A 20277-nucleotide genomic window follows, 5' to 3' on the forward strand; every position below is an offset into this window, starting at 1 on the left:
ACGTGCGCGGCCCACCAGGCTCAGAAAGCGTCTTCGGGCATCTCGGCGCAGGTGCTGTCGCGCGTGCGCACCACCTGCAGCCACGGCCCGATCTTGGGCAGTTCGTAATGAAAAAAGTAGCGGCACGCCTGCAAGCGCCCGCGGCTGGCGGCGTCGTCGCGGCCGACCGCCGCCAGCGCCACGTCCAGCCAGATCCACGCCAGCACCGTGTGCCCCAAGGCCTGCAGGTACGGCACGGCATTGGCCAGCGCGGCGACCGGATCGCCATCGGCCCAGGCAGCGCGCGTGGCGTCGGCCACCTCGTCAATGGCCCGCGCCAGCGCCTGCGCGTGCGCCGCCAGCGTGGGCACGGCACGGGCGCGCGCCACGGTGGTCTGCATCCGCTGCGCCAGCAGCGACAAGCCACGGCCATCCTCCACGCGCACCTTGCGGCCCAGCAAATCCAGGGCCTGGATGCCATGCGTGCCTTCGTGGATCATGTTGAGGCGGTTGTCGCGCCAGTATTGCTCGACCGGAAAGTCGCGCGTGTAGCCATAGCCGCCGTGCACCTGGATGGCCAAGCTGTTGGCCTCCAAGCACCATTCGCTGGGCCAGCTCTTGGCGATCGGCGTGAGCACCTCGAGCAGCAAGCGCGCGTCGTCGGCTGCTCGCGCGTCGCCCGTGCGCTGCTCGTCGACCAGCCGGGCGCAATACAGCGCCAACGCCAGCGCCCCCTCGCAGTACGCCTTTTGCGCCAGCAGCATGCGTTTGACGTCGGCGTGCTCGATGATGCGCACCGGCGGCTGAGCAGGGTCCTTGCCCGCGGGACCCGGCAAGCGCCCCTGCAGCCGCGTGCGCGCGTAGTCGAGGCTGGCCAGATAGCCCGCCATACCCAACATGGTGGCGGCCATGCCAACGCCGATGCGCGCCTCGTTCATCATGTGAAACATACAGCGCAAGCCGTCGCCGGGCGCGCCCACCCGGTAGCCGATGGCGCCCGCGCCGCGCCCATCCAGCCCGGGGGCACGCACCGGGTAGCGCCCCTCGCCAAAGTTGAGCAGCGTGTTGGGTGTACCGCGCCAGCCGCACTTGTGGTTGAGACCCGCCAGCGCCACATCGTTGCGCTCGCCGGTCAGTCGGCCTTGCGTGTCCACCAGCCACTTGGGCACGATGAACAGCGAAATCCCCTTGACGCCGGGCGGCAGCCGACCGTCAGCCCCCGGAATCTTGGCCAGCACCAGGTGAACGATGTTGTCGGTTAGCTCGTGCTCGCCGGCCGAGATCCACATCTTGTTGCCGCGCAAGCGGTAGCGGGGCCCCAGGGGATCGCTCTCGAAATCGTCGCCGTCGGGGACGGCCCGGGTCGCGATATCGCTCAGGCTAGAGCCGGCCTGCGGCTCGCTCAGGCACATGGTGCCCGCAAACCGCCCTTGCAGCTCAGGCTGCGCAAACGCGCGGCGCTGTGCCTCGGTGCCGTGCGCCATCAACAGGTTCGCGTTGCCCACCGTGAGCATGCCCGCGCCGATACTGACCGAAGCCGCGGCAAAAAACGCATTGCCCGCCGCCTCGATCGTGTAGGGCAGCTGCATGCCGCCCACGTCGTAGTCCTGCGACGCGCTCAGCATGCCGCTGGCCGCATAGGCCTGCCACGCCTCGTGTGTCGCAGCGGGCAGCACCACCCGCTCGCCGTCGAAGCGCGGCTCCTCGGTATCGACGAGGCGGTTGAAGGGGGCGTACTTCTCACGCGCGATGCGCTCGCAGGTGTCGAGCACCGCATCGAACGTCTCGCGCGTATGCTCGGCGTGGCGCGCTCGCTCGGTCAGGGCCTGCACGCGCAACCAGTCGTAGAGCAAAAAATCGATGGTGGCGCGCAGACCCGGGTTCATCACAGCACCTCGAACACGCCAGCTGCGCCCATACCGCCACCGATACACATGGTCACGCACACCCGCTTGGCGCCACGCCGCTTGCCTTCGATGAGTGCATGCCCGGTCAGGCGCTGCCCGGACACACCGTACGGGTGGCCAATCGCAATCGCGCCGCCGTTGACATTGAGGCGGTCGGCCGGGATGCCCAGGCGGTCGCGGCAGTAGAGGACCTGCACCGCGAACGCCTCGTTGAGCTCCCAGAGATCGATGTCATCCACCGTCAGGCCCAGCCGCTGCAACACCTTGGGCACGGCAAACACGGGGCCGATGCCCATCTCGTCGGGCTCGCACCCCGCCACGGCAAAGCCCAGAAACCGCCCCAGCGGCTGCAAACCCTTGCGCTCGGCCACTTTTTCGTCCATCACGACGCACGCACCCGCCCCGTCGGAGAACTGGCTCGCATTGCCGGCAGCGATAGTGCCGCCGGGCAGCGCAGGCTTGATGGCGGCGATCGCTTCCTTGGTGGTACCCTCTCGCAGCCCCTCGTCACGCGACACGGTCACCTGCTGCGTGATGAGCCCACGCTGCTTGTCATAGATGCCAGCCGTGACCGTGATCGGCACGATCTCGTCGTCGAACTTGCCGGCCGCCGCCGCTGCACAGGCTTTTTGCTGACTGGCCGCGCCGTACTCGTCCATCGCGTCGCGGCCGATACGATAGCGCTTGGCCACCTGCTCGGCGGTCTGCAGCATGGTCCAATAAATCTCGGGCTTGCGCTCCAGCAGCGCGGGGTCGGTCATCATGTGCTTGTTCATCTCGTTTTGTACGCACGAGATGCTCTCGACCCCACCGGCCACATAGATCTCGCCCTCACCTGCCATGATGCGCTGGGCAGCCAAGGCGATCGTCTGCAACCCCGACGAGCAGAACCGGTTGACGGTCAGACCCGACACCGTGACCGGGCACCCTGCGGCCAAGGCGATCTGGCGCGCAATGTTCCAGCCCGTGGCCCCTTCCGGGTTGGCGCAGCCCATGATGACGTCTTCGACCTCGGCTGGGTCCAGGCGCGCGCGCTCGATGGCGGCGCGCACCACGTGACCGCCCAGCGTGGCACCGTGCGTCATGTTGAAGGACCCCTTCCAGCTCTTGGCCAAGGGGGTGCGTGCGGTAGAGACGATGACAGCGTTGCTCATGTTCGGTCCTGGGTAACGTGTATATGGCGGCGACGGCTCAGGCGGCAGCGAATCCCTTGCCTTCGGCGACGAGGCGCTGGATGAGGGGGGCGGGCTGCCAGAACTGGGCATCGTCGTGCGGGTTCTTGGCAAAGCGCTTCATGGCCTGCACCACGTTGAACAAGCCGAATTGCTCGGCGTAATGCATCGGCCCGCCGCGCCAGGCCGGAAAACCGTAGCCGGTCAGGTACACCATGTCGATGTCACTGGCGCGCGCCGCGATCTTCTCCTCCAGGATGTGCGCACCCTCGTTGACCAGCGCGAACACCAGGCGCTGCACGATCTCCTCGTCGCTGATCTGGCGCGGGGTGATGCCCTGTTCGCGGCGAAAGTCCTCGATCATTTGATTGACGACGGAGCTGGGTATCGCGTCACGCTTGCCCGGCTGGTAGTCATACCACCCCGCCCCGGTCTTTTGGCCAAAGCGCCCCATCTCGCACAGGCGGTCGGCAATCTTGCTGTAGCGCAGGTGCGGTTTCTCGACATAGCGACGCTTGCGGATGTACCACCCCACGTCATTGCCGGCCAGGTCGCCCATGCGGAAGGGCCCCATCGCGAAGCCAAAGCGCTCGATGGCGCGATCCACCTGCTCGGGCGTGCAACCCTCCTCCAGCAGAAAACCGGCCTGCCGGCTGTACTGCTCGATCATGCGGTTGCCGATGAAGCCATCGCACACCCCCGAGACGACGCAGGTCTTCTTGATCTTTTTGCCCAGGGCCATGATGGTGGCCAGCACGTCCTTGGCGGTGGCCTCACCGCGCACCACCTCCAGCAGCTTCATCACGTGCGCCGGGCTGAAGAAGTGCGTGCCGATGACGTCTTGCGGCCGCTTCGTAAACGACGCGATCTTGTTGACGTCCAGCGTCGACGTGTTCGTGGCGAGGATCGCCCCCGGCTTCATGACGGCGTCGAGCCGCTCGAACACCTGGCGCTTGACTTCCAAATCCTCGAAAACCGCCTCGATCACCAAGTCTGCCTCGCGGATGTCGTCGTACGACAGTGTCGTGCGCAGCAGGCCCAGGCGCTGCTCCATCTGCTCGGGCTTGAGCTTGCCTTTCTTCACTTGCCCTTCGTACACCGACCGAATGTTCGCCACCCCGCGCTCCAGCGCCGCCTGCTGGGTCTCCAGCAGCGTGACGGGCAGGCCGATGTTGAGAAAGTTGATCGCGATGCCAGTGCCCATCGTGCCAGCGCCGATGATGGCGACCTGGCGGATCTCGCGCTGGGGGGTGTCCTCCGGCACGTCGGCAATCTTGCCCGCGGCGCGCTCGGCCACGAACAGGTAGCGCAGCGCGATGCTGACGGGCGTGTTCATCAGGTTGACGAACGTCTCGCGCTCAAACGCCATGCCATCGTCGAAGCGGCGCGTGGTGGCCGCCTGCACGGCGTCGATGCACTTCAGCGGCGCGGGATAGTGCTTGGTCTGCGCGCCGACCATGTTCCGGGCGAACTGGAAATACGCCTCGGCCTGCGGATGCCGACACGGCAGGTCGCGCACCCGTGGCAGCGGGGCGCCGTCCGCGTGGCGCTGCGCCACCTCACGCGCCAACGCCAGCGCCTCGTCCAACAGGGTCTCGGCCGATGCCGCCAACTTGTCGAACAGCTTTTGCCCCGGAATGGTGGCCAACAGCTCGCTGGGCACGGGCTCACCACTGACGATCATGTTGAGCGCGGCCTCCACGCCAATGACGCGCGGCAGGCGTTGCGTGCCCCCCGCCCCGGGAATCAGACCCAGCTTGACCTCGGGCAGCGCCACTTTGGTGCCGGGGGCGGCGATGCGGTAATGCGCCCCCAACGCCAGCTCCAGCCCACCGCCCATGCACACGCTGTGGATGGCGGCCACCACCGGCTTGGGTGAATGTTCGAACGCGCCGATGAGGCTGAGCAGGTTCGGATCCTGGTAGGCCTTGGGCGAACCGAACTCCTTGATGTCAGCCCCGCCAGAGAAGGCCTTGCCGGCGCCGGTCACGACAATGGCGCGCACGGCCGGATCGTCGATCGCCCGATCCAGCCCCTGGGCCACGGCCTGGCGGGTCGACAAGCCCAACCCGTTGACGGGCGGGTTGTCGAGCGTGATGACGGCCACGTCACCGTGGACCTGGTAATGAGCGGTCATGATGCCTCCTGCAAAACGATAACGAAAAAGTGAACGGTCGTTCGATTTTGTCTTGATTCTAGGGTGCACGCTGCCGATTGCCCATAGGCAGGTGTCGCGTATTTGTCTGTCGCGGTAGCGCTCAGCCCACCTCCAACCACTCGCGGCGCACATAGGGGTTGGCTTTGAGCTCGTCGGGCGTGCCGTCGAAAACGATGCTGCCGTGCCCCATGACCAGCGCCCGGTCGGAAATCTGCAGCGCGATGGTGAGCTTTTGCTCGATCAACAGCACCGAGACGCCCTTGGCTTTGAGGGTACGCAGATACTGCGCCACCAGCTCCACGATCTTGGGCGCCAACCCCTCGGTCGGCTCGTCGATGATGATGAGATCGGGATCGCCCATGAGCGAGCGGCACAGCGTCAGCATTTGCTGCTCCCCGCCCGAGAGCACCCCCGCCTCGGTGTGCTGGCGCTCCTTGAGGCGCGGAAACATCGCATACATGTCGTCGAAGCTCCAGCGCCCGGATTTGCGGGGATTTTTCTGGCCCAGCATCAAGTTCTGGTGCACGGTGAGCTTCGGAAAGATGTCGCGGCTCTCGGGCACGTAGCCGATCCCCAAGTGCGCAACCTCGTAGGGCTTGAGCCCGGTGATGCGCTGTCCCTGCCAGCGGATGTCGCCCTCGGCGTCGACCAAGCCCATGATGGCCTTGGCGGTCGTGGAGCGCCCGGAGCCGTTGCGGCCCAGCAACGCGACAATCTGACCGGGTTCGACCCGGAAATGCACGCCGTGCAGCACGTGGCTTTTGCCGTAGAAGGCGTGAAGGTTGTCGATCTCGAGCATGGTGTGGCGCAGATGTGGTGGGATACGAGAAACGTCAATGCGCGGCTTCGGCCGCCTGCTGCTCGGCCAGCACCGAGCCCAGATACGCCTCCTGCACACGCGGGTTGGCCTTGACCGCCTCCGGGGTGTCGAAGGCGATCACCTCGCCATACACCACCACGGCAATGCGATCCGCCAGGCCGAACACCACCCCCATGTCGTGCTCGACGGTCAGCAGCGTTTTGCCCTCCGTCACCTCGCGGATGAGTTCGATGAAGCGCCGCGTCTCGCTCTTGCTCATGCCCGCCGTCGGCTCATCGAGCAGGATGACCTGCGCCCCGCCCGCGATCGTGATGCCGATCTCGAGCGCGCGCTGCTCGGCGTAGGTCAGATTCATGGCCAAGGTGTCGCGTTTCTTGGTCAAGCCGATGCGCTCGAGCAAGTCCTCGGTGCGCTCGTTGGCGTCGTCCAGATCGGCCAGAAATTTGAACAACGTGTAGCGATAACCCAGGCTCCAGAGCACGCCACAGCGCAGGTTCTCGAACACGCTGAGCTTGGGGAAGATATTGGTGATCTGAAAGCTGCGCGCCAACCCCATCCGGTTGATTTCGAATGGCTTTTTACCGTCGATGCGCCGCCCGCCGAGCAGGATCTCGCCGCTCGTGGGCGCAAAGCGCCCGCTGATGAGGTTGAACAGGGTCGATTTGCCCGCGCCGTTGGGGCCGATGACCGCGACGCGCTCGCCCGCGCGCACCGCCAGATCGACACCACGGATGATCTCGGTCTTGCCGAAGCGCTTGCAGACACCGCGCAATTCGAGCGCTGGGGTGTCGTGCGATGCCGAAGTGTTGGGTGTGGTGGACATGTCAGGCCATCTCCCGCCGCTTGATTTCCTTTTCGATATCGACCTGGATGTCGCTCCAGTGCTCGCGGAAGCGCCGGCGCGCAACCTCGAACAGACCAATGCCGGTCAGCATCACGAACGCCGAGCCGAACCAGCTCTGCGCCGATCCGGTGTCGAGCGTAGCGCCCAGGTACTGAACCTGCGGGCCGATCGCCGCGTTGAGCTGCAGGTGGTAGATCATCTCGATGATGCCACCCGCCCCCAGCAACGCCACCAAGCCCGTCCCTCCCAGCGCCAAGTAGCTCACCCACAGCTCGCGCAGCCGGCCGAAGGCCGCCACGCGCAGGTTCATCATGATCAGGCTGGCGATGCCACCCGGCGCGTACATGACCATGAACATGAACACCAACCCCAGGTACAGCAGCCACGCCTTGGTCAGCTCCGACAGCAGCACCAGCGCCAGCACCATCAGCACGCCACCGATGATGGGCCCGAAGAAAAACGTCGCCCCGCCCAGGAAGGTGAACAGCAGATACGCGCCCGAGCGCAGCGGGCCGACCACCTCGGCCGTGACGATTTCGAACTGGATCGCCGCCAGACCGCCGGCGATACCGGCAAAAAACCCCGAGATCATGAACGCCAGATAGCGCACGACCTGCGTGTTGTAGCCGATGAACTCGACGCGCTCCGGGTTGTCGCGCACGGCGTTGAGGATACGCCCCAGCGGCGTGCGCGTGAAAGCGAACATGGCCGCCACGCACACGAAGGTATAGACCGCGATCAAGTAATACACCTGCACCGCTGGCCCATACGTGATGCCGAACACGGGCTCGCCCACCACCCGGTTGGCGGTGATGCCCGCCTCGCCACCGAAGAAGTCCGAAAACATCAGCGACAGCGCAAACACCAGCTCGCCCACGCCAAGCGTAATCATGGCAAACGGGGTGCCGGCCTTCTTCGTCGTGACGTAGCCAAACAGCATGGCAAAGAACAGTCCCGCCAATCCGCCGACCATGGGCAGCAACGACACCGGCACCGCCAGCGTGCCCTGCCCCACCATCAGCAGTGCGTGGATCGCGACGTAAGAACCCAGGCCGCTGTAGACCGCGTGCCCGAAGCTCAACATGCCCCCCTGCCCGAGCAACAGGTTGTACGACAGGCAAGCGATGATGGCGATGCCCATCTGCGCCAGCATGCTGATGGACAAGTTGCTGGTGAACAGTTGCGGCGCCACCAACAACACCAGCGCGAACAGGGTCCAGACGACCCAGCGCCCGACGTTGTAGGGAGTGAACTGATAGTACGCCTTGCTCATGGTCTGGTCGTTCAAGTTTGAGTCATTGGTCGCGCGTGCCCAGCAAGCCCTTGGGGCGGAATATCAGGATCAGCACCAAAAACAGGTACGGCAACACCGGCGCCACCTGCGACAGCGTGAGCTTGAGGAAGTCCTTGTCGCGCATCGCATCCGACAGCGCGAGCCCCATGCCCTGCAGCAGCGACCCGATCGAGTGATCCATCGCCACCGCAAACGTCTGGATGACGCCGATCAGCAGCGACGCCAAAAACGCGCCCGGCAGCGACCCCAGGCCACCGATCACCACCACGGCAAACACCAGCGATCCGAGCGTGGCCGCCATCGCCGGTTCGGTCACGAACGTGCTGCCCCCGATCACGCCGGCCAGACCGGCCAGCCCGGTGCCCACGCCAAACACCATCATGAAGACGCGCGGCACGTTGTGCCCGAGCGCCTCCACCATCTCGGGGTGGGTCAAGGCGGCTTGGATCACCAGCCCCACGCGGGTGCGGGTGATGAGCAGCCACAAACTCACGAGCATGGCCACCGCCACACCCATCATGAAGGCGCGCGTCGCGGGAAACGGCGTGCACGCCGCGGCCTGGCACAGGTCTGCTGCCGCTCGGCCCCAGACGAAGGCCATGCGGTCATCGGCGGTATGGATGAGGGTGAACGCTGGCCCCTGCAGCAGCTCCGGCGGCCGGAAGTTGACCGCGGTACGGCCCCAGACCAGTTGCACCAGCTCCAAGATCACATAGGACAGCCCAAAGGTGATCAGCAGCTCCGGCACGTGGCCAAACTTATGCACCTTGCGCAGGCTGTATTTCTCGAACAGGGCGCCCGCCAGCCCCACCAGCACTGGCGCCACCAGCAGCGCTGGCCAAAAGCCCACGATGCCGGACAACGCGTAGGCGAAATACGCGCCCAGCATGTAGAAGCTCGCGTGGGCAAAGTTGAGCACGCCCATCATCGAAAAAATCAGGGTCAGCCCGGAGCTGAGCATGAACAGCAACAAGCCATAGCTGACACCGTTGAGTAAAGAGACGAGGACGAATTCCATGATCAGGGGCGTCGTGGGGAATCATCGGGGTCAGACACTCCGGACGGCCAGGCACAGCTGGCCACCGGCGGCGTCGATCCGACCGATCGATAGGCCCGGCCCGAATGGGCGGGGCGGAAAACGGTGGCGCAGACCCGACCCGCGCGCACGGTCCGCGCCACGGGCCAGGCCGCCGTCAGTTGGGGCGCTGCATGTTGCAGCTGGTGGGCGTGCTGGCGATGTACGCCGGGAACTCCTTCACGAGCGCGAACGTCATGCCGGTGTTCTCCACGCTGTACGGGAACTTCGCGTCCGCCTTTTGCCAGCGCGTCAGGTACAGCGGCTGTTGCAGCTGGTGGTCGGTCTTGCGCATCTCGACTTCACCGTTGTAGCTGGTGAACTTGAGCCCCTCCAGCACCTTGGCCACTTGCACCGGATCGGTGCTCTTGGCCTTGGCCATCGCCTCGGACAGGCCACGGAAGATGTGGATGACCGAGCCCGTGTAGAAGTCGGCATTGAACTTCTGCTTGAACTCGTTTTGCCACTGCTGCATCTCGCCGCCCATGTTGTAGTGGTTGTACGAGACTTGGTACACCCGGCCTTCGGCGCTTTGGCCGAGAGCGGTCGGCGTGCCCGTCACCCCCGCGTAGTAGGTGTAGAACTTGCCCGTGAACCCCCCCTCGTTGGCCGCCTTCACCAGCAACGCCAAATCTGAGCCCCAGTTGCCGGTGATGACGGTGTCCGCCCCCGAGGCCTTGATCTTGGCGATGTAGGGGGCAAAGTCACGCACCTGCGCCAGTGGATGCAGGTCTTCGCCGACGATTTGGATGTCGGGGCGTTTGCGCGCCAGCAGCTCTTTGGCGTACTTGGCCACCTGATGACCGTGCGAGTAGTTCTGGTTGAGCAGATACACCTTCTTGATGTCGGGCTGATCCTTCATGAAGGTGGTCAGCGCCTCCATCTTCATCGAGGTGTCGGCGTCGAAGCGGAAATGCCAGTAGTTGCACTTGCTATTGGTGAAATCCGGATCGACCGCCGAGTGGTTGAGGAAGACGACTTCCTTGCCCGGGTTGCGCGCGTTGTGGCGCGCCACCGCTTCGATGAGGGCCCCAGCCACCGACGACCCGTTGCCCTGCGTGATGTAGCGGATGCCCTGGTCGATGGCTGACTGCAGGGCCGTCACGCTCTCGGCGGGGCTGAGCTTGTTGTCGAAGGGCACCACCTCCCACTTGACCCCGGCGGGGTTGTGCTTGTTGGGGCCGCTGAACTTCTCGGCAAAGAACTGAAAGCTCTTGACCTGGTTCGACCCCACCGGCGCCATCAACCCCGACAGAGGGTCGATCCAGGCGATCTTGACGGTCTGGCCCGCCAGCGGCGCCGCACCCGCGGCCGCGGCCTGATCCCGCTTGGCTTGGCGGGCGCTCTGGGCCTGGGCGAGGCCGGTCAGCGCCACACCGAACATGGCGGCCACCGCGAGGGTTTTGAAGGCGAATTTCATGCGCTTGTCTCCTTGTGTTGGCATGGTGGGGGAACGGTTTTGAGCTTAGCGGTCTGGTGCAGCGCAGCGATCAGGGAAACCCCGCAGACTTATCACCTAGGCGACTGTCCATTGGATGACACTCGAGCGGCGCGCACTCACAGTCCTGGCAACCGGTAGTCGGCCAGCATTTCGCGCAGCTTCATCTTCTGCATCTTGCCGGTCGCGCCCAGCGGGATCGCGTCCACGAACACCACGTCATCGGGAATCTGCCATTTGGCGAGCTTGCCCTCGTAGAAGGCGAGCAGCTCTTCGCGGGTGACGTCGTGTCCGGGTTTTTTGACCACGACGACGATCGGGCGCTCGTCCCACTTCGGGTGTTTGACGCCAATGCAGGCGGCCATGAGTACCGCCGGGTGCGCCATCGCGATGTTTTCCACGTCGATCGAGCTGATCCACTCGCCACCAGACTTGATGACGTCCTTGCTGCGGTCGGTGATCTGCATGTAGCCGTCCCGGTCGATGGTGGCGACGTCGCCGGTCGGGAACCAGCCGTCGATCAACGGGCTCGGTTGGCCGCTGCGGTAGTAGTCCCGGATGACCCAGGGGCCGCGCACCAACAGGTCGCCCTGGGTCTTGCCGTCCCACGGCAGTTCACGACCGTCGGCATCGACGATCTTCATGTCGATGCCAAAAATCGCGCGCCCCTGCTTGAGACGAATCTTCATTTGCTCCTCTTCGGGCAGCGACAGGTGTTTGTTCTTGAGCGTGCACAGCGTGCCCAGCGGGCTGAGCTCGGTCATGCCCCAGGCGTGCAGCACTTCCACACCGTACTGCTCCCGAAACGCTTGGATCATCGCGGGCGGGCAGGCCGAGCCGCCGATGACCGTGCGCTGCAGGTGCGGCAGCTTCAATCCGTTGGCTCCCATGTGGGTCAGCAGCATCTGCCACACTGTCGGCACGCCGGCCGCGAACGTCACCCGTTCGGCATCCAGCAGCTCGTAGACCGACTTGCCGTCGAGCTGGGCGCCCGGAAACACCAGCTTGCAGCCGACCGCCGCTGCCGAATATGGGATGCCCCACGCGTTGACGTGAAACATCGGCACCACCGGCAGCACGCAATCGCGCGCGCTCAGGCACATCACGTCCGGTAGTGCCGACGCGTAGGCGTGCAGGATGGTCGACTTGTGGCTGTACAGGGCAGCCTTGGGGTTGCCGGTGGTGCCACTGGTGTAGCACATGCTGCTGGCCGTCTCGTCCGAAAAGCGCGGCCAATCGTAGCGGGTGGGATACCCGGCGATCCAGGACTCGTAGCCGATCAGATTGGGAATGCTGCCCTCGGCGGTGAGTCGCGCCAGATGCTCGTCGTCGCACAGCGCCACCCAACGCTGCACGGTCGGGCAATGGGCGTGGATCGCTTTGATGATGGGCCAAAAAGTCGTATCGAACGCCAGCACGCGGTCTTCGGCGTGGTTGACGATCCACGCAATCTGATCGGGCAACAACCGCGGGTTGATCGTGTGCAGCACGCGCCCCGAGCCGCTGACCCCGTAGTACATCTCGAAATGGCGGTAGCCGTTCCACGCCAACGTGGCCACGCGCTCGCCCTGCTCCAGCCCCATGGCGTCGAGCGCCTGCGCCAGTTGCCGCGCGCGCGCCGCCGCATGCGCGTAGGTCGTGCGGTGGATGTCACCCTCCACGCGCCGCGAGACGATTTCCACGTCGCCGTGGTGGCGTGCCGCGTGTTCGATCAAATCCGAAATCAACAGGGGTCGTTCTTGCATCAGGCCAAGCATTGGGAGCACTCCTCTTTTCGAATGGGATGGGAAACGGCCGTCCGCGACGACCGACTCCGCTAAGCTTACGACTATGGCAAGTCCCATCCAACGTCGTCATCCTGACAAACCCGAGGTCACGGGTCCATTTGTCGCCCACTCGACAGCCGGTACCGTGCCCCATTTGTCCCACTTGCGTCGATCATGACCCTCGACAGCCGAACGCCCGCGCGTGTCTTTTTGTCCCAGCAGCCCTGGTTCGGCAGTATGGACCCAAGCCTGCGCGAGACCCTGATCAACGACATGCTGTTGCAGCGCGCCAGCCGCGGCGAGTTGCTGGTCCGCCGGGGCACACCGGTCGATGCCTGGTGGGCGGTGTTGTCCGGCATGGCCAAGCTGCAGACCGAAGGGCGGGATGGCCGTGTCTCTGCCTTCCTGGGTGTCCCGGCCGGCGACTGGTTTGGCGAAGGCACGGTCCTCAACGGCGGCCCGTGGCGGTACGACGTGGTGGCCTTGCGCGACACCACGCTGATCGGCCTGCCGCTGGCGCACTTTCGCCATCTGTACCAAACGCATCTACCGTTCAACCACTACCTGATCGCGCGCCTGAACCTGAGGCTGGGGCAAGCCATGACGGCCATCGAAGCCGGTCGGCTGCGCACCCCCGAAGAGCGCGTGGCGCAGTACCTGGTCATGTTCCTGGGCTCGGGGATACGCAAGATCACCCTGTCGCAGGAGGACTTCGGCCACCTGACCGGCTTGTCACGGCAGACGGTCAACCGTGTGCTCAAGGCGTTGGAAGCCAAGGGCTGGATCTCGCTCGAGTTCAGCCGCATCGAGGTGTTACAGCCCGACGCACTCCAAGCCCTGCTGAACCGCCGCTGAACCCCTGTGCACGACAAGGGTGTCGCGCGCGTTGAACAATTCATCCATGACGTTTCCGATCGAAAAATCCGATGCCGAGTGGCGCGCCTTGCTCACCGAAAAGATCGCACGCGGCGACGCCGAGCCCCTGGCCTTCGACGTCACCCGCCGCGCTGCGACCGAACCGCCCTTCACAGGACGCTATGAATCGTGGTGGCAGCCTGGCCGCTACCACTGCATCGCCTGTGGAGCGCATCTGTTCGACAGCGACACCAAGTTCGACGCCGGTTGCGGCTGGCCCAGTTTCTGGCAGGCGCGCCCCGGCGCCATCGTCGAGCGCACCGACCGCAGCCACGGCATGGTGCGCACCGAAACCCTGTGCGCCGGCTGTGGGGCGCACCTGGGCCACGTGTTCGACGATGGGCCACCGCCCACGGGCTTGCGTTTTTGCATGAATTCGGCGGCCCTGCAGTGGCACCCGCTGTGACGCGCGCTGCACCGATAATCCGGACATGCGCCTGTTGATCGACTTCTTCCCCATCGCCCTCTTCTTTCTCGCCTACCAGTGGCAGGGCATCTACGCGGCCACCGCCGTGCTGATGGCCGCCACGGTGGTGCAGATGGGCCTGATCTACGCCATCGACCGTCGTCTGCAAGCGGTGCAAAAAATCACGCTGCTGCTGGTGCTGGTGTTCGGCGCGCTCACGCTGCTTCTACACGACGATCGCTTCATCAAGTGGAAGCCCACCGTGTTGTACGGCGCCATCGCGCTGGCGCTGGCCGCCGCGCTGTGGGGCTGGAAGAAGAACGTGCTGCAACTGCTGCTGGGCAGCCAGCTGCAGTTGCCGACCCACGTTTGGTCGCGGCTGACGCAGGCTTGGATCGGCTACTGCCTGTTCATGGCCGCCCTCAACGCCTACGTCGCGGCGTTTTACTCCACCGATGCCTGGGTGGACTTCAAGCTCTGGGGTTATATCTTCCCCGTGCTGTTCTTGGTCGGGCAGGGGTTCTACGTCGCGCGCCATCTGAAGGATGACACACCATGACGACAGACACGGATGGGACCACGACCCAGGCGATCGAGCAGCTGCTGCGCCACGCGCTGCAGCCCACGCGGCTGGAGGTGATCGACGAGAGCGCTGCCCACGCCGGGCATGCGGGCGCGAATGGTCGGGGACAAGGCACGCACTTTCGCGTACGCATCGCCGCGCCGGCGCTGGAGGGCCGCAGCCGCGTCACCGCCCACCGACTTGTGTATGATGCACTGCAACCGGCGTTCGACGCCGGCTTGCACGCGCTGGCCATCGAGGTGCTGCACGAGTAACGGTAGCCGGCGACACGCAACGTCTTTCCCCTCGGTTTTTTCGGACACATCCCTCCCATGAATATCCTGTTGTCGCGCGTGGCCGTCGCCGCGTGTCTGGCGGCTGGCCTGGTCCTGCCAGCGCACGCCCAAAATCTCGCCATCGTCAACGGCAAGCCCGTCCCCTCGGCCCGCCTCAAGGCGCTCGAGCAGCAGGTCGCCCGCTCGGGACGCCCCATCGACGACAACGTGCGCCAACAGTTGCGCGAAGAGGCCATCCTGCGTGAGATCTTCGTGCAAGAAGCCGAGCGGCGCGGCCTGCGCGCGTCGCCGGAGGTCAAGGCCCAGCTCGAACTGGCCACCCAGACCATCCTGATCCGCGAGCTGTTTGCCGACCAGCAACGCCGCCATCCCGTCACCGAAGCGGAGCTGCGCGCCGAGTATGACCGCATTGCCCAAGCCATGGGGCAGGAGTACCGCGTCCGCCACATCTTGGTCGAGAGCAAGGAAGCGGCTGAAGCGGTGCTCGCCGAGCTGGCCAAGGGCGCCAAGTTCGAGGACCTGGCGGCCAAACGCTCCAAGGACCCGGGGTCGGCCAAGCGCGGTGGTGATCTGGACTGGGCAACGCCCGATGCGTTCGTGCCGGAGTTTGGTCAGGCGATGGCCAAGTTGGGCAAGGGCGAGACGACCCGCGAGCCGGTGCAGACCCAGTTCGGCTGGCACATCATCCGCGTCGATGACGTGAGAGCCGCGCAAGTACCCCCGTTCGAGGACGTCAAACCTCAGATCGAGCAGCAGCTGCAGCAGCAAAAACTCGCGCAGTTCCAAGAAGAGCTGCGCAAGAAAGCCAAGATCCAGTAAGCGATCGGCCGGGCGGGCACCCGGGAGTCCGCCGCGGGCTCAACGCCGGCCGTCTGCCGCTGCGTCGGCGTCCCCGTCCCCAGCGCTGCTCGGCAGCAGTGCCAGCGGCGCTTGGGTGACGGGCGCCAGCCCGTAGAGCACCGAAGCCGCAACGGCCGCCGGTGCGTCGATCCCCAGTGGCACCAGCACCGCGACGGCGGCGGCCTCGCGCGTACCCCAGCCACCAAAGCTCACCGGTAGTGTGGCCAGTACGAAGATCGGCACCGCGGCCAGCGCCACACCCGCCCACGGCAGGGGCGCGCCCACCGCATGCAGCCCTGCAAACAGCGTGGTGACACTGGCGGCCTGCACGGCCAAAGAACCCACGAGCTGCTGCCCCCAGTGACGCGCCGGCGCATGTGTGGCGAGTTGCCGCCACCAGCGCCACGCGGGCCGCTGCAGCTGCGCCCAGTACATGCCATGGCTGGCACTGACACGCAACACCACATACGGTGACAGCGCCATGGCCACGGCCAGCGCGGCCGCCACGACAACCACCACCGGCAAAAAGCCCGACAACCCTAAGGCGTGCAGCGCCCTTTGCAGCCCATCGCCGTGCCCGCTGATGCGGCCCACGGCGAGCACCAGGCACCCCAGCAATCCCAACCCCCACAGGCCACTGAGGCGATCCAGCACGACCGACACGCCGGCCTCCAGCACCGGCACACCGCGCCGGTGCAGGCTCCAGGCGCGCAGCATGTCGCCCCCTAGCACCGCCCCGGGCAACACCACGTTGGCCGCCACGCCCCGAAAGTACACCGGCAGCGCCCAGCGCAGGGGTACCTCAAAGCCCAGCCAGCGTACCCCCGCACGCCAGCGCCAGGCCGACAGCGCGTTGGCCGCGGCGCTGCTGAGCAGCCCGGCCAACAGCCAGCCGCCATCGGCCCGCTGCAACTCGGCCCACACGCGCTCGGGCTCCACCCACCACAGCACGGCCGCCAGCAGCGCCAGCGCGGCCGCCAGCCGCCATGGGCGCCGCCCCTGCGGGCGAGCCGCGCCCCGGGTTGGGCCCAGGCTCATGGCTGCGTGGCAGTCCCGGGGTGAGCGGGCGGCAACCCCCGGGTGTGGTACTGGGGACGGCCCGACCCCTCGTGGTAGATGCGGATGAGTAACTCACCCGTCAGGCCCGCCACGATGAGCTGCGCCCCCATCAGCACCAGCATCACCCCGGCGATGAGCAGCGGGCGACCGCCAATATCCTCGCCTGCCAGTTTGACCGCGAGCAGATACCCGAGGATCACCACCCCGGGCGTCATGAGCCACAGGCCCAGCCCACCAAAGGCGTGCAGAGGTCGCTGCCGGTAGCGCAAAAAGAACACGATCAACACCAGGTCCAGAATGACGCGGAAGGTGCGATCGATGCCATACTTGGACTGCCCGCGCGTGCGCGCGTGGTGGCGCACCGGCACTTCCACGATGCGCGCGCCGGCTTCGCGCGCCAGCGATGGGATGAAGCGGTGCAACTCGCCGTAGAGCCGGATGCGCTCGATGATCTCGCGCCGATACGCCTTGAGCGCGCAACCGTAGTCGTGCAGACGCACCCCCGTGGCCCAGGAAATCAGCCGGTTGGCCAGCACCGAAGGCAGGCGGCGCGACAACGCCTTGTCCTGGCGCTGCTGGCGCCAGCCCGAGATCATGTCCACCGACGGATCGGACTCCAACCGCTCGATGAGCGCGGGAATGTCCAGCGGGTCGTTTTGCAAATCCCCGTCCAGCGTGACGATGTAGCGGCCCCGCGCGCGCTCGAAGCCGGCCTGCAACGCCGTCGATTGACCGTAGTTGCGCGCCAGGATGACCGGGTGCAGCCACGGCGTCGTCGCCGCCAGTTCGGCCAGGATGGCGGGGCTGGCGTCACGCGAGCCGTCATCCACGCAGATCAGCTCGAAGGTCCAGCGTGTGGGCCCGAGCGCCTCGCCCACCCGCGCCACCAGCTCACGTAGGTTGTCCTCTTCGTGATAGACCGGGATGACGACCGAGATGTCTGGGGCTGCCTCGGCGCGAGGCGCAGGGCGGGTGGGAGCGCTGGTGGGAGCTGGCGTCATGGTGATGGGGCACGAAAAAGCCGGGCAGGCGGCTGATCCGCCCTACCCGGCTGGCATTGTAGTCAGCGCCCGTGACGCTTTTTAGTGCACCGTGCGCCCGAAGAGGAACTGCCCCGGCGCGCGCACCGGATCCACGTCCACCGGGATCTCGCTCTTGGGGGGGAAGCGCCCTTCGAGGATCAGCTTGGACAGCGGGTTCTCGATGCGCTGCTGGATCGCGCGCTTCAGCGGCCGCGCGCCGAACACCGGGTCGTAGCCGACCTTGGCCAGCTCCTCCAGCGCCGCGTCGGTGAACGTCAGCGTCAGGTCGAGCTTGGCCAGCCGCTCCTGCAGCGTGCGCAGCTGGATGCGGGCGATGTTCTTGATGTGCTCGCTGCCGAGCGGATGGAACACCACCGTCTCGTCGATGCGGTTGAGGAATTCGGGGCGGAAGTGCGCCTTGAGCTCCTCCCACACCGCGTCCTTGATGTCCTCCATGTCGTGGCCCCGCTGCGCCAGCTGCTGGATGCGCTGCGAACCGATGTTGGAGGTCATCACGATGACGGTGTTCTTGAAGTCCACCGTGCGGCCCTGGCCGTCGGTCAGCCGCCCGTCGTCCAGCACCTGCAGCAGCACGTTGAACACGTCCGGGTGCGCCTTCTCGACCTCGTCGAGCAGCACGACGCTGTAGGGCTTGCGCCGCACCGCCTCGGTCAGGTAGCCGCCCTCCTCGTAGCCGACATAGCCCGGCGGCGCGCCAATCAGGCGGCTCACCGAGTGCTTCTCCATGAATTCGCTCATGTCGATGCGGATCATGTGCTGCTCGCTGTCGAACAGGAAGGCCGCCAGCGCCTTGCACAGCTCGGTCTTGCCGACCCCCGTCGGACCGAGGAACAGGAAGCTGCCCAGCGGCCGGTTCGGGTCGCTCAGGCCCGCGCGGGCGCGGCGGATGGCATTGGAGACGGCGGCGATCGCCTCGTCCTGGCCGACCACGCGCTCGTGCAGCCGCGCCTCCATCTGCAGCAGCTTGTCGCGCTCGCCCTGCATCAGCTTGCTGACCGGGATGCCGGTGGCGCGCGAGACCACCTCGGCGATCTCCTCCGCGCCGACCTGCGTGCGCAGCAGTTTGAAGCCCTTGGCGCCGTCCTTGCCGGCCTCGCGCGCCTGCGCCTCCTGCAGCCGGCGCTCCAGCTCCGGCAGGCGGCCGTACTGCAGCTCGGCGACCTTGTTGAAGTCACCCTTGCGCTTGAGCTCCTCGATCTGGAAGCGGATGCGGTCAATCTCCTCCTTGATCTGCGCCGAGCCCTGCACCTGCGCCTTCTCGGCCTTCCAGACCTCCTCCAGATCGGCGTACTCGCGCTCCAGCCGCGCGATCTCCTCCTCGATCAGCTCCAGCCGCTTGCGCGAGGCCTCGTCGGTCTCCTTGCGCACCGCCTCGCGCTCGATCTTGAGCTGGATCAGGCGCCGCTCCAGCCGGTCCATCACCTCGGGTTTGGAGTCGATCTCCATCTTGATGCGGGCCGCGGCCTCGTCGATGAGGTCGATGGCCTTGTCTGGCAGGAAGCGGTCCGTGATGTAGCGGTGCGACAGCTCGGCTGCGGCAACGATGGCCGGGTCGGTGATCTCCACCCCGTGGTGCAGCTCGTACTTCTCTTGCAGACCGCGCAGGATGGCGATCGTGGCCTCGACGCTGGGCTCGTCGACCAGCACCTTCTGGAAGCGCCGCTCGAGCGCCGCGTCCTTTTCGATGTACTTGCGGTACTCATCCAGCGTGGTGGCGCCGATGCAGTGCAGCTCGCCGCGCGCCAGCGCCGGCTTGAGCATGTTGCCCGCGTCCATGGCGCCTTCGGCCTTGCCCGCGCCCACCATGGTGTGGATCTCGTCGATGAAGAGGATGATGCGCCCTTCCTCGGCCGCGATCTCTTTGAGCACCGCCTTGAGGCGCTCCTCGAACTCGCCGCGGTATTTGGCGCCGGCCAGCAGTCCCGCCATGTCCAGCGCCAGCACGCGCTTGTCCTTGAGCGTCTCGGGCACCTCGCCGTTGACGATGCGCTGCGCCAGCCCCTCGACGATGGCGGTTTTGCCCACACCGGGCTCACCGATGAGCACCGGGTTGTTCTTGCTGCGCCGCTGCAGGATCTGGATGGTGCGGCGAATTTCGTCGTCGCGCCCGATGACGGGGTCCAGCTTGCCCTGACGGGCGCGTTCGGTCAGGTCGAGGGTGTATTTTTTCAGCGCCTCGCGCTGGTTTTCGGCTTCGGGGTTGGTCACTTTTTCTCCTCCTCGCACGGCTTCGATCGCCGCCTCTAGGGACTTGCGCTGCAGGCCCGCCTGCCGCGCGGCATCGGCCAGCGACGTCTTGGCATCGGCCAGCGCCAGCCAGAACAACTCGCTAGCGATGAACTGGTCACCGCGCTTGATGGCCTCTTTTTCCATCGCCTGCAGCACGGACACCAAATCGCGGCTGGCCTGGACTTGCTCCTGGCCCTGCACCTGGGGCAGGCGGTTGACGGCGTCTTCGGCCGCCTTGCGCAGCGCCCCGATGTTGACCCCGGCACGCGTGAGCAAGCCGCGCGAGGTGTCTTGCTGCAGCAGGGTCAGCGCCACGTGCGCCGGCTCGATGTACGCATGATCCTTGCCCAGCGCGAGCGATTGCGCGTCGGACAAGGCCTCTTGAAACGAACGGGTGAATTTTTCGATGGACATGGAAAGCTCCGTGATTCGACTGTGCTTCCATGTGGGGGGTTGTGCCGCGTTTTCAAGGCC

At 65.9% G+C, this 20277-nt stretch carries 17 protein-coding genes; 5 read left to right on the forward strand and 12 right to left on the reverse strand.

Features of this window, described 5'->3' with window-relative positions:
* Nucleotides 1–20 precede the first annotated feature (20 nt).
* The 9 genes from ACPP3B_RS00315 to ACPP3B_RS00355 all read right to left on the reverse strand — a co-directional run bounded on the left by ACPP3B_RS00315 (nt 21) and on the right by ACPP3B_RS00355 (nt 12444).
* The gene (locus tag ACPP3B_RS00315; RefSeq protein WP_424859392.1) at nt 21–1865 is read right to left on the reverse strand and encodes an acyl-CoA dehydrogenase; all 1845 of its coding nucleotides are present in this window, start codon (nt 1863–1865) and stop codon (nt 21–23) included.
* Nucleotides 1865–3040, reverse strand: coding sequence for an acetyl-CoA C-acyltransferase (locus ACPP3B_RS00320; protein ID WP_314226473.1), 1176 nt, complete (start codon nt 3038–3040; stop codon nt 1865–1867). The genes ACPP3B_RS00315 and ACPP3B_RS00320 overlap by 1 nt, the downstream gene beginning before the upstream one ends.
* A gap of 37 nt (nt 3041–3077) precedes the next feature.
* Complete coding sequence (locus ACPP3B_RS00325; RefSeq protein ID WP_424859393.1) at nt 3078–5195, reverse strand: 3-hydroxyacyl-CoA dehydrogenase NAD-binding domain-containing protein; 2118 nt, start codon at nt 5193–5195, stop codon at nt 3078–3080.
* Between the two features lie 121 nt (nt 5196–5316).
* Nucleotides 5317–6015 carry an ABC transporter ATP-binding protein gene (locus ACPP3B_RS00330; protein ID WP_299021032.1) on the reverse strand — a complete coding sequence of 233 codons (699 nt, stop codon included), beginning with the start codon at nt 6013–6015 and terminating at the stop codon, nt 5317–5319.
* 34 nt (nt 6016–6049) lie between these two features.
* Entirely contained in the window at nt 6050–6859 is an 810-nt protein-coding gene (locus tag ACPP3B_RS00335; protein ID WP_424859395.1) for an ABC transporter ATP-binding protein, read from the reverse strand.
* 1 nt (nt 6860) lies between these two features.
* The gene (locus ACPP3B_RS00340; RefSeq protein WP_424859396.1) at nt 6861–8153 is read right to left on the reverse strand and encodes a branched-chain amino acid ABC transporter permease; all 1293 of its coding nucleotides are present in this window, start codon (nt 8151–8153) and stop codon (nt 6861–6863) included.
* Nucleotides 8154–8175: 22 nt separating this feature from the next.
* Nucleotides 8176–9192 (reverse strand): branched-chain amino acid ABC transporter permease, encoded by a 1017-nt coding sequence (locus ACPP3B_RS00345; protein WP_299021036.1) that lies wholly within the window; start codon nt 9190–9192, stop codon nt 8176–8178.
* Nucleotides 9193–9367: 175 nt separating this feature from the next.
* Nucleotides 9368–10669, reverse strand: a complete 1302-nt coding sequence (locus tag ACPP3B_RS00350; RefSeq protein ID WP_299021039.1) for a branched-chain amino acid ABC transporter substrate-binding protein — start codon at nt 10667–10669, stop codon at nt 9368–9370.
* Nucleotides 10670–10806: 137 nt separating this feature from the next.
* Nucleotides 10807–12444 (reverse strand): 3-(methylthio)propionyl-CoA ligase, encoded by a 1638-nt coding sequence (locus ACPP3B_RS00355; RefSeq protein ID WP_424859397.1) that lies wholly within the window; start codon nt 12442–12444, stop codon nt 10807–10809.
* Between the two features lie 183 nt (nt 12445–12627).
* On the opposite strand from ACPP3B_RS00355, the gene ACPP3B_RS00360 reads away from it, so the two are divergent.
* From ACPP3B_RS00360 to ACPP3B_RS00380, 5 genes are read left to right on the forward strand one after another with little or no spacing between them, the layout of a single operon-like run.
* The gene (locus ACPP3B_RS00360) at nt 12628–13308 is read left to right on the forward strand and encodes a Crp/Fnr family transcriptional regulator (RefSeq protein ID WP_424859398.1); all 681 of its coding nucleotides are present in this window, start codon (nt 12628–12630) and stop codon (nt 13306–13308) included.
* Between the two features lie 46 nt (nt 13309–13354).
* Entirely contained in the window at nt 13355–13774 is a 420-nt protein-coding gene (msrB, locus tag ACPP3B_RS00365) for a peptide-methionine (R)-S-oxide reductase MsrB (protein ID WP_424859399.1), read from the forward strand.
* Nucleotides 13775–13799: 25 nt separating this feature from the next.
* Entirely contained in the window at nt 13800–14333 is a 534-nt protein-coding gene (locus ACPP3B_RS00370) for a septation protein A (protein WP_299021050.1), read from the forward strand.
* Nucleotides 14330–14611, forward strand: coding sequence for a BolA family protein (locus ACPP3B_RS00375; RefSeq protein WP_299021053.1), 282 nt, complete (start codon nt 14330–14332; stop codon nt 14609–14611). The genes ACPP3B_RS00370 and ACPP3B_RS00375 overlap by 4 nt, the downstream gene beginning before the upstream one ends.
* A gap of 57 nt (nt 14612–14668) precedes the next feature.
* Nucleotides 14669–15451 carry a peptidylprolyl isomerase gene (locus ACPP3B_RS00380; RefSeq protein WP_299021056.1) on the forward strand — a complete coding sequence of 261 codons (783 nt, stop codon included), beginning with the start codon at nt 14669–14671 and terminating at the stop codon, nt 15449–15451.
* Nucleotides 15452–15490: 39 nt separating this feature from the next.
* On the opposite strand, the gene ACPP3B_RS00385 is transcribed toward ACPP3B_RS00380, so the two are convergent.
* From ACPP3B_RS00385 to clpB, 3 genes are all read right to left on the reverse strand, one after another.
* Nucleotides 15491–16510, reverse strand: a complete 1020-nt coding sequence (locus ACPP3B_RS00385; protein WP_424859400.1) for a lysylphosphatidylglycerol synthase transmembrane domain-containing protein — start codon at nt 16508–16510, stop codon at nt 15491–15493.
* Complete coding sequence (locus ACPP3B_RS00390) at nt 16507–17532, reverse strand: glycosyltransferase family 2 protein (RefSeq protein ID WP_299021060.1); 1026 nt, start codon at nt 17530–17532, stop codon at nt 16507–16509. Before ACPP3B_RS00390 ends, ACPP3B_RS00385 begins: the two co-directional genes overlap by 4 nt.
* Before the next feature lie 81 nt (nt 17533–17613).
* A complete protein-coding gene (gene clpB / locus ACPP3B_RS00395; protein ID WP_424859401.1) occupies nt 17614–20217 on the reverse strand; it encodes an ATP-dependent chaperone ClpB in 2604 nt (867 codons plus the stop codon).
* Nucleotides 20218–20277 lie beyond the last annotated feature (60 nt).

Origin of the sequence: Tepidimonas sp. HKU77 (assembly GCF_049728535.1) — a bacterium.
Classification (GTDB): Bacteria; Pseudomonadota; Gammaproteobacteria; order Burkholderiales; family Burkholderiaceae_C; genus Tepidimonas.

What these genes read in the sequence shown, in the direction of transcription:
- ACPP3B_RS00315 (WP_424859392.1), bottom strand. Translation starts at nt 1,865, where the DNA reads ATGAACCCGGGTCTGCGCGCCACCATCGATTTTTTGCTCTACGACTGG.
- ACPP3B_RS00320 (WP_314226473.1), bottom strand. Translation starts at nt 3,040, where the DNA reads ATGAGCAACGCTGTCATCGTCTCTACCGCACGCACCCCCTTGGCCAAG.
- ACPP3B_RS00325 (WP_424859393.1), bottom strand. Translation starts at nt 5,195, where the DNA reads ATGACCGCTCATTACCAGGTCCACGGTGACGTGGCCGTCATCACGCTC.
- ACPP3B_RS00330 (WP_299021032.1), bottom strand. Translation starts at nt 6,015, where the DNA reads ATGCTCGAGATCGACAACCTTCACGCCTTCTACGGCAAAAGCCACGTG.
- ACPP3B_RS00335 (WP_424859395.1), bottom strand. Translation starts at nt 6,859, where the DNA reads ATGTCCACCACACCCAACACTTCGGCATCGCACGACACCCCAGCGCTC.
- ACPP3B_RS00340 (WP_424859396.1), bottom strand. Translation starts at nt 8,153, where the DNA reads ATGAGCAAGGCGTACTATCAGTTCACTCCCTACAACGTCGGGCGCTGG.
- ACPP3B_RS00345 (WP_299021036.1), bottom strand. Translation starts at nt 9,192, where the DNA reads ATGGAATTCGTCCTCGTCTCTTTACTCAACGGTGTCAGCTATGGCTTG.
- ACPP3B_RS00350 (WP_299021039.1), bottom strand. Translation starts at nt 10,669, where the DNA reads ATGAAATTCGCCTTCAAAACCCTCGCGGTGGCCGCCATGTTCGGTGTG.
- ACPP3B_RS00355 (WP_424859397.1), bottom strand. Translation starts at nt 12,444, where the DNA reads ATGCTTGGCCTGATGCAAGAACGACCCCTGTTGATTTCGGATTTGATC.
- ACPP3B_RS00360 (WP_424859398.1), top strand. Translation starts at nt 12,628, where the DNA reads ATGACCCTCGACAGCCGAACGCCCGCGCGTGTCTTTTTGTCCCAGCAG.
- msrB (WP_424859399.1), top strand. Translation starts at nt 13,355, where the DNA reads ATGACGTTTCCGATCGAAAAATCCGATGCCGAGTGGCGCGCCTTGCTC.
- ACPP3B_RS00370 (WP_299021050.1), top strand. Translation starts at nt 13,800, where the DNA reads ATGCGCCTGTTGATCGACTTCTTCCCCATCGCCCTCTTCTTTCTCGCC.
- ACPP3B_RS00375 (WP_299021053.1), top strand. Translation starts at nt 14,330, where the DNA reads ATGACGACAGACACGGATGGGACCACGACCCAGGCGATCGAGCAGCTG.
- ACPP3B_RS00380 (WP_299021056.1), top strand. Translation starts at nt 14,669, where the DNA reads ATGAATATCCTGTTGTCGCGCGTGGCCGTCGCCGCGTGTCTGGCGGCT.
- ACPP3B_RS00385 (WP_424859400.1), bottom strand. Translation starts at nt 16,510, where the DNA reads ATGAGCCTGGGCCCAACCCGGGGCGCGGCTCGCCCGCAGGGGCGGCGC.
- ACPP3B_RS00390 (WP_299021060.1), bottom strand. Translation starts at nt 17,532, where the DNA reads ATGACGCCAGCTCCCACCAGCGCTCCCACCCGCCCTGCGCCTCGCGCC.
- clpB (WP_424859401.1), bottom strand. Translation starts at nt 20,217, where the DNA reads ATGTCCATCGAAAAATTCACCCGTTCGTTTCAAGAGGCCTTGTCCGAC.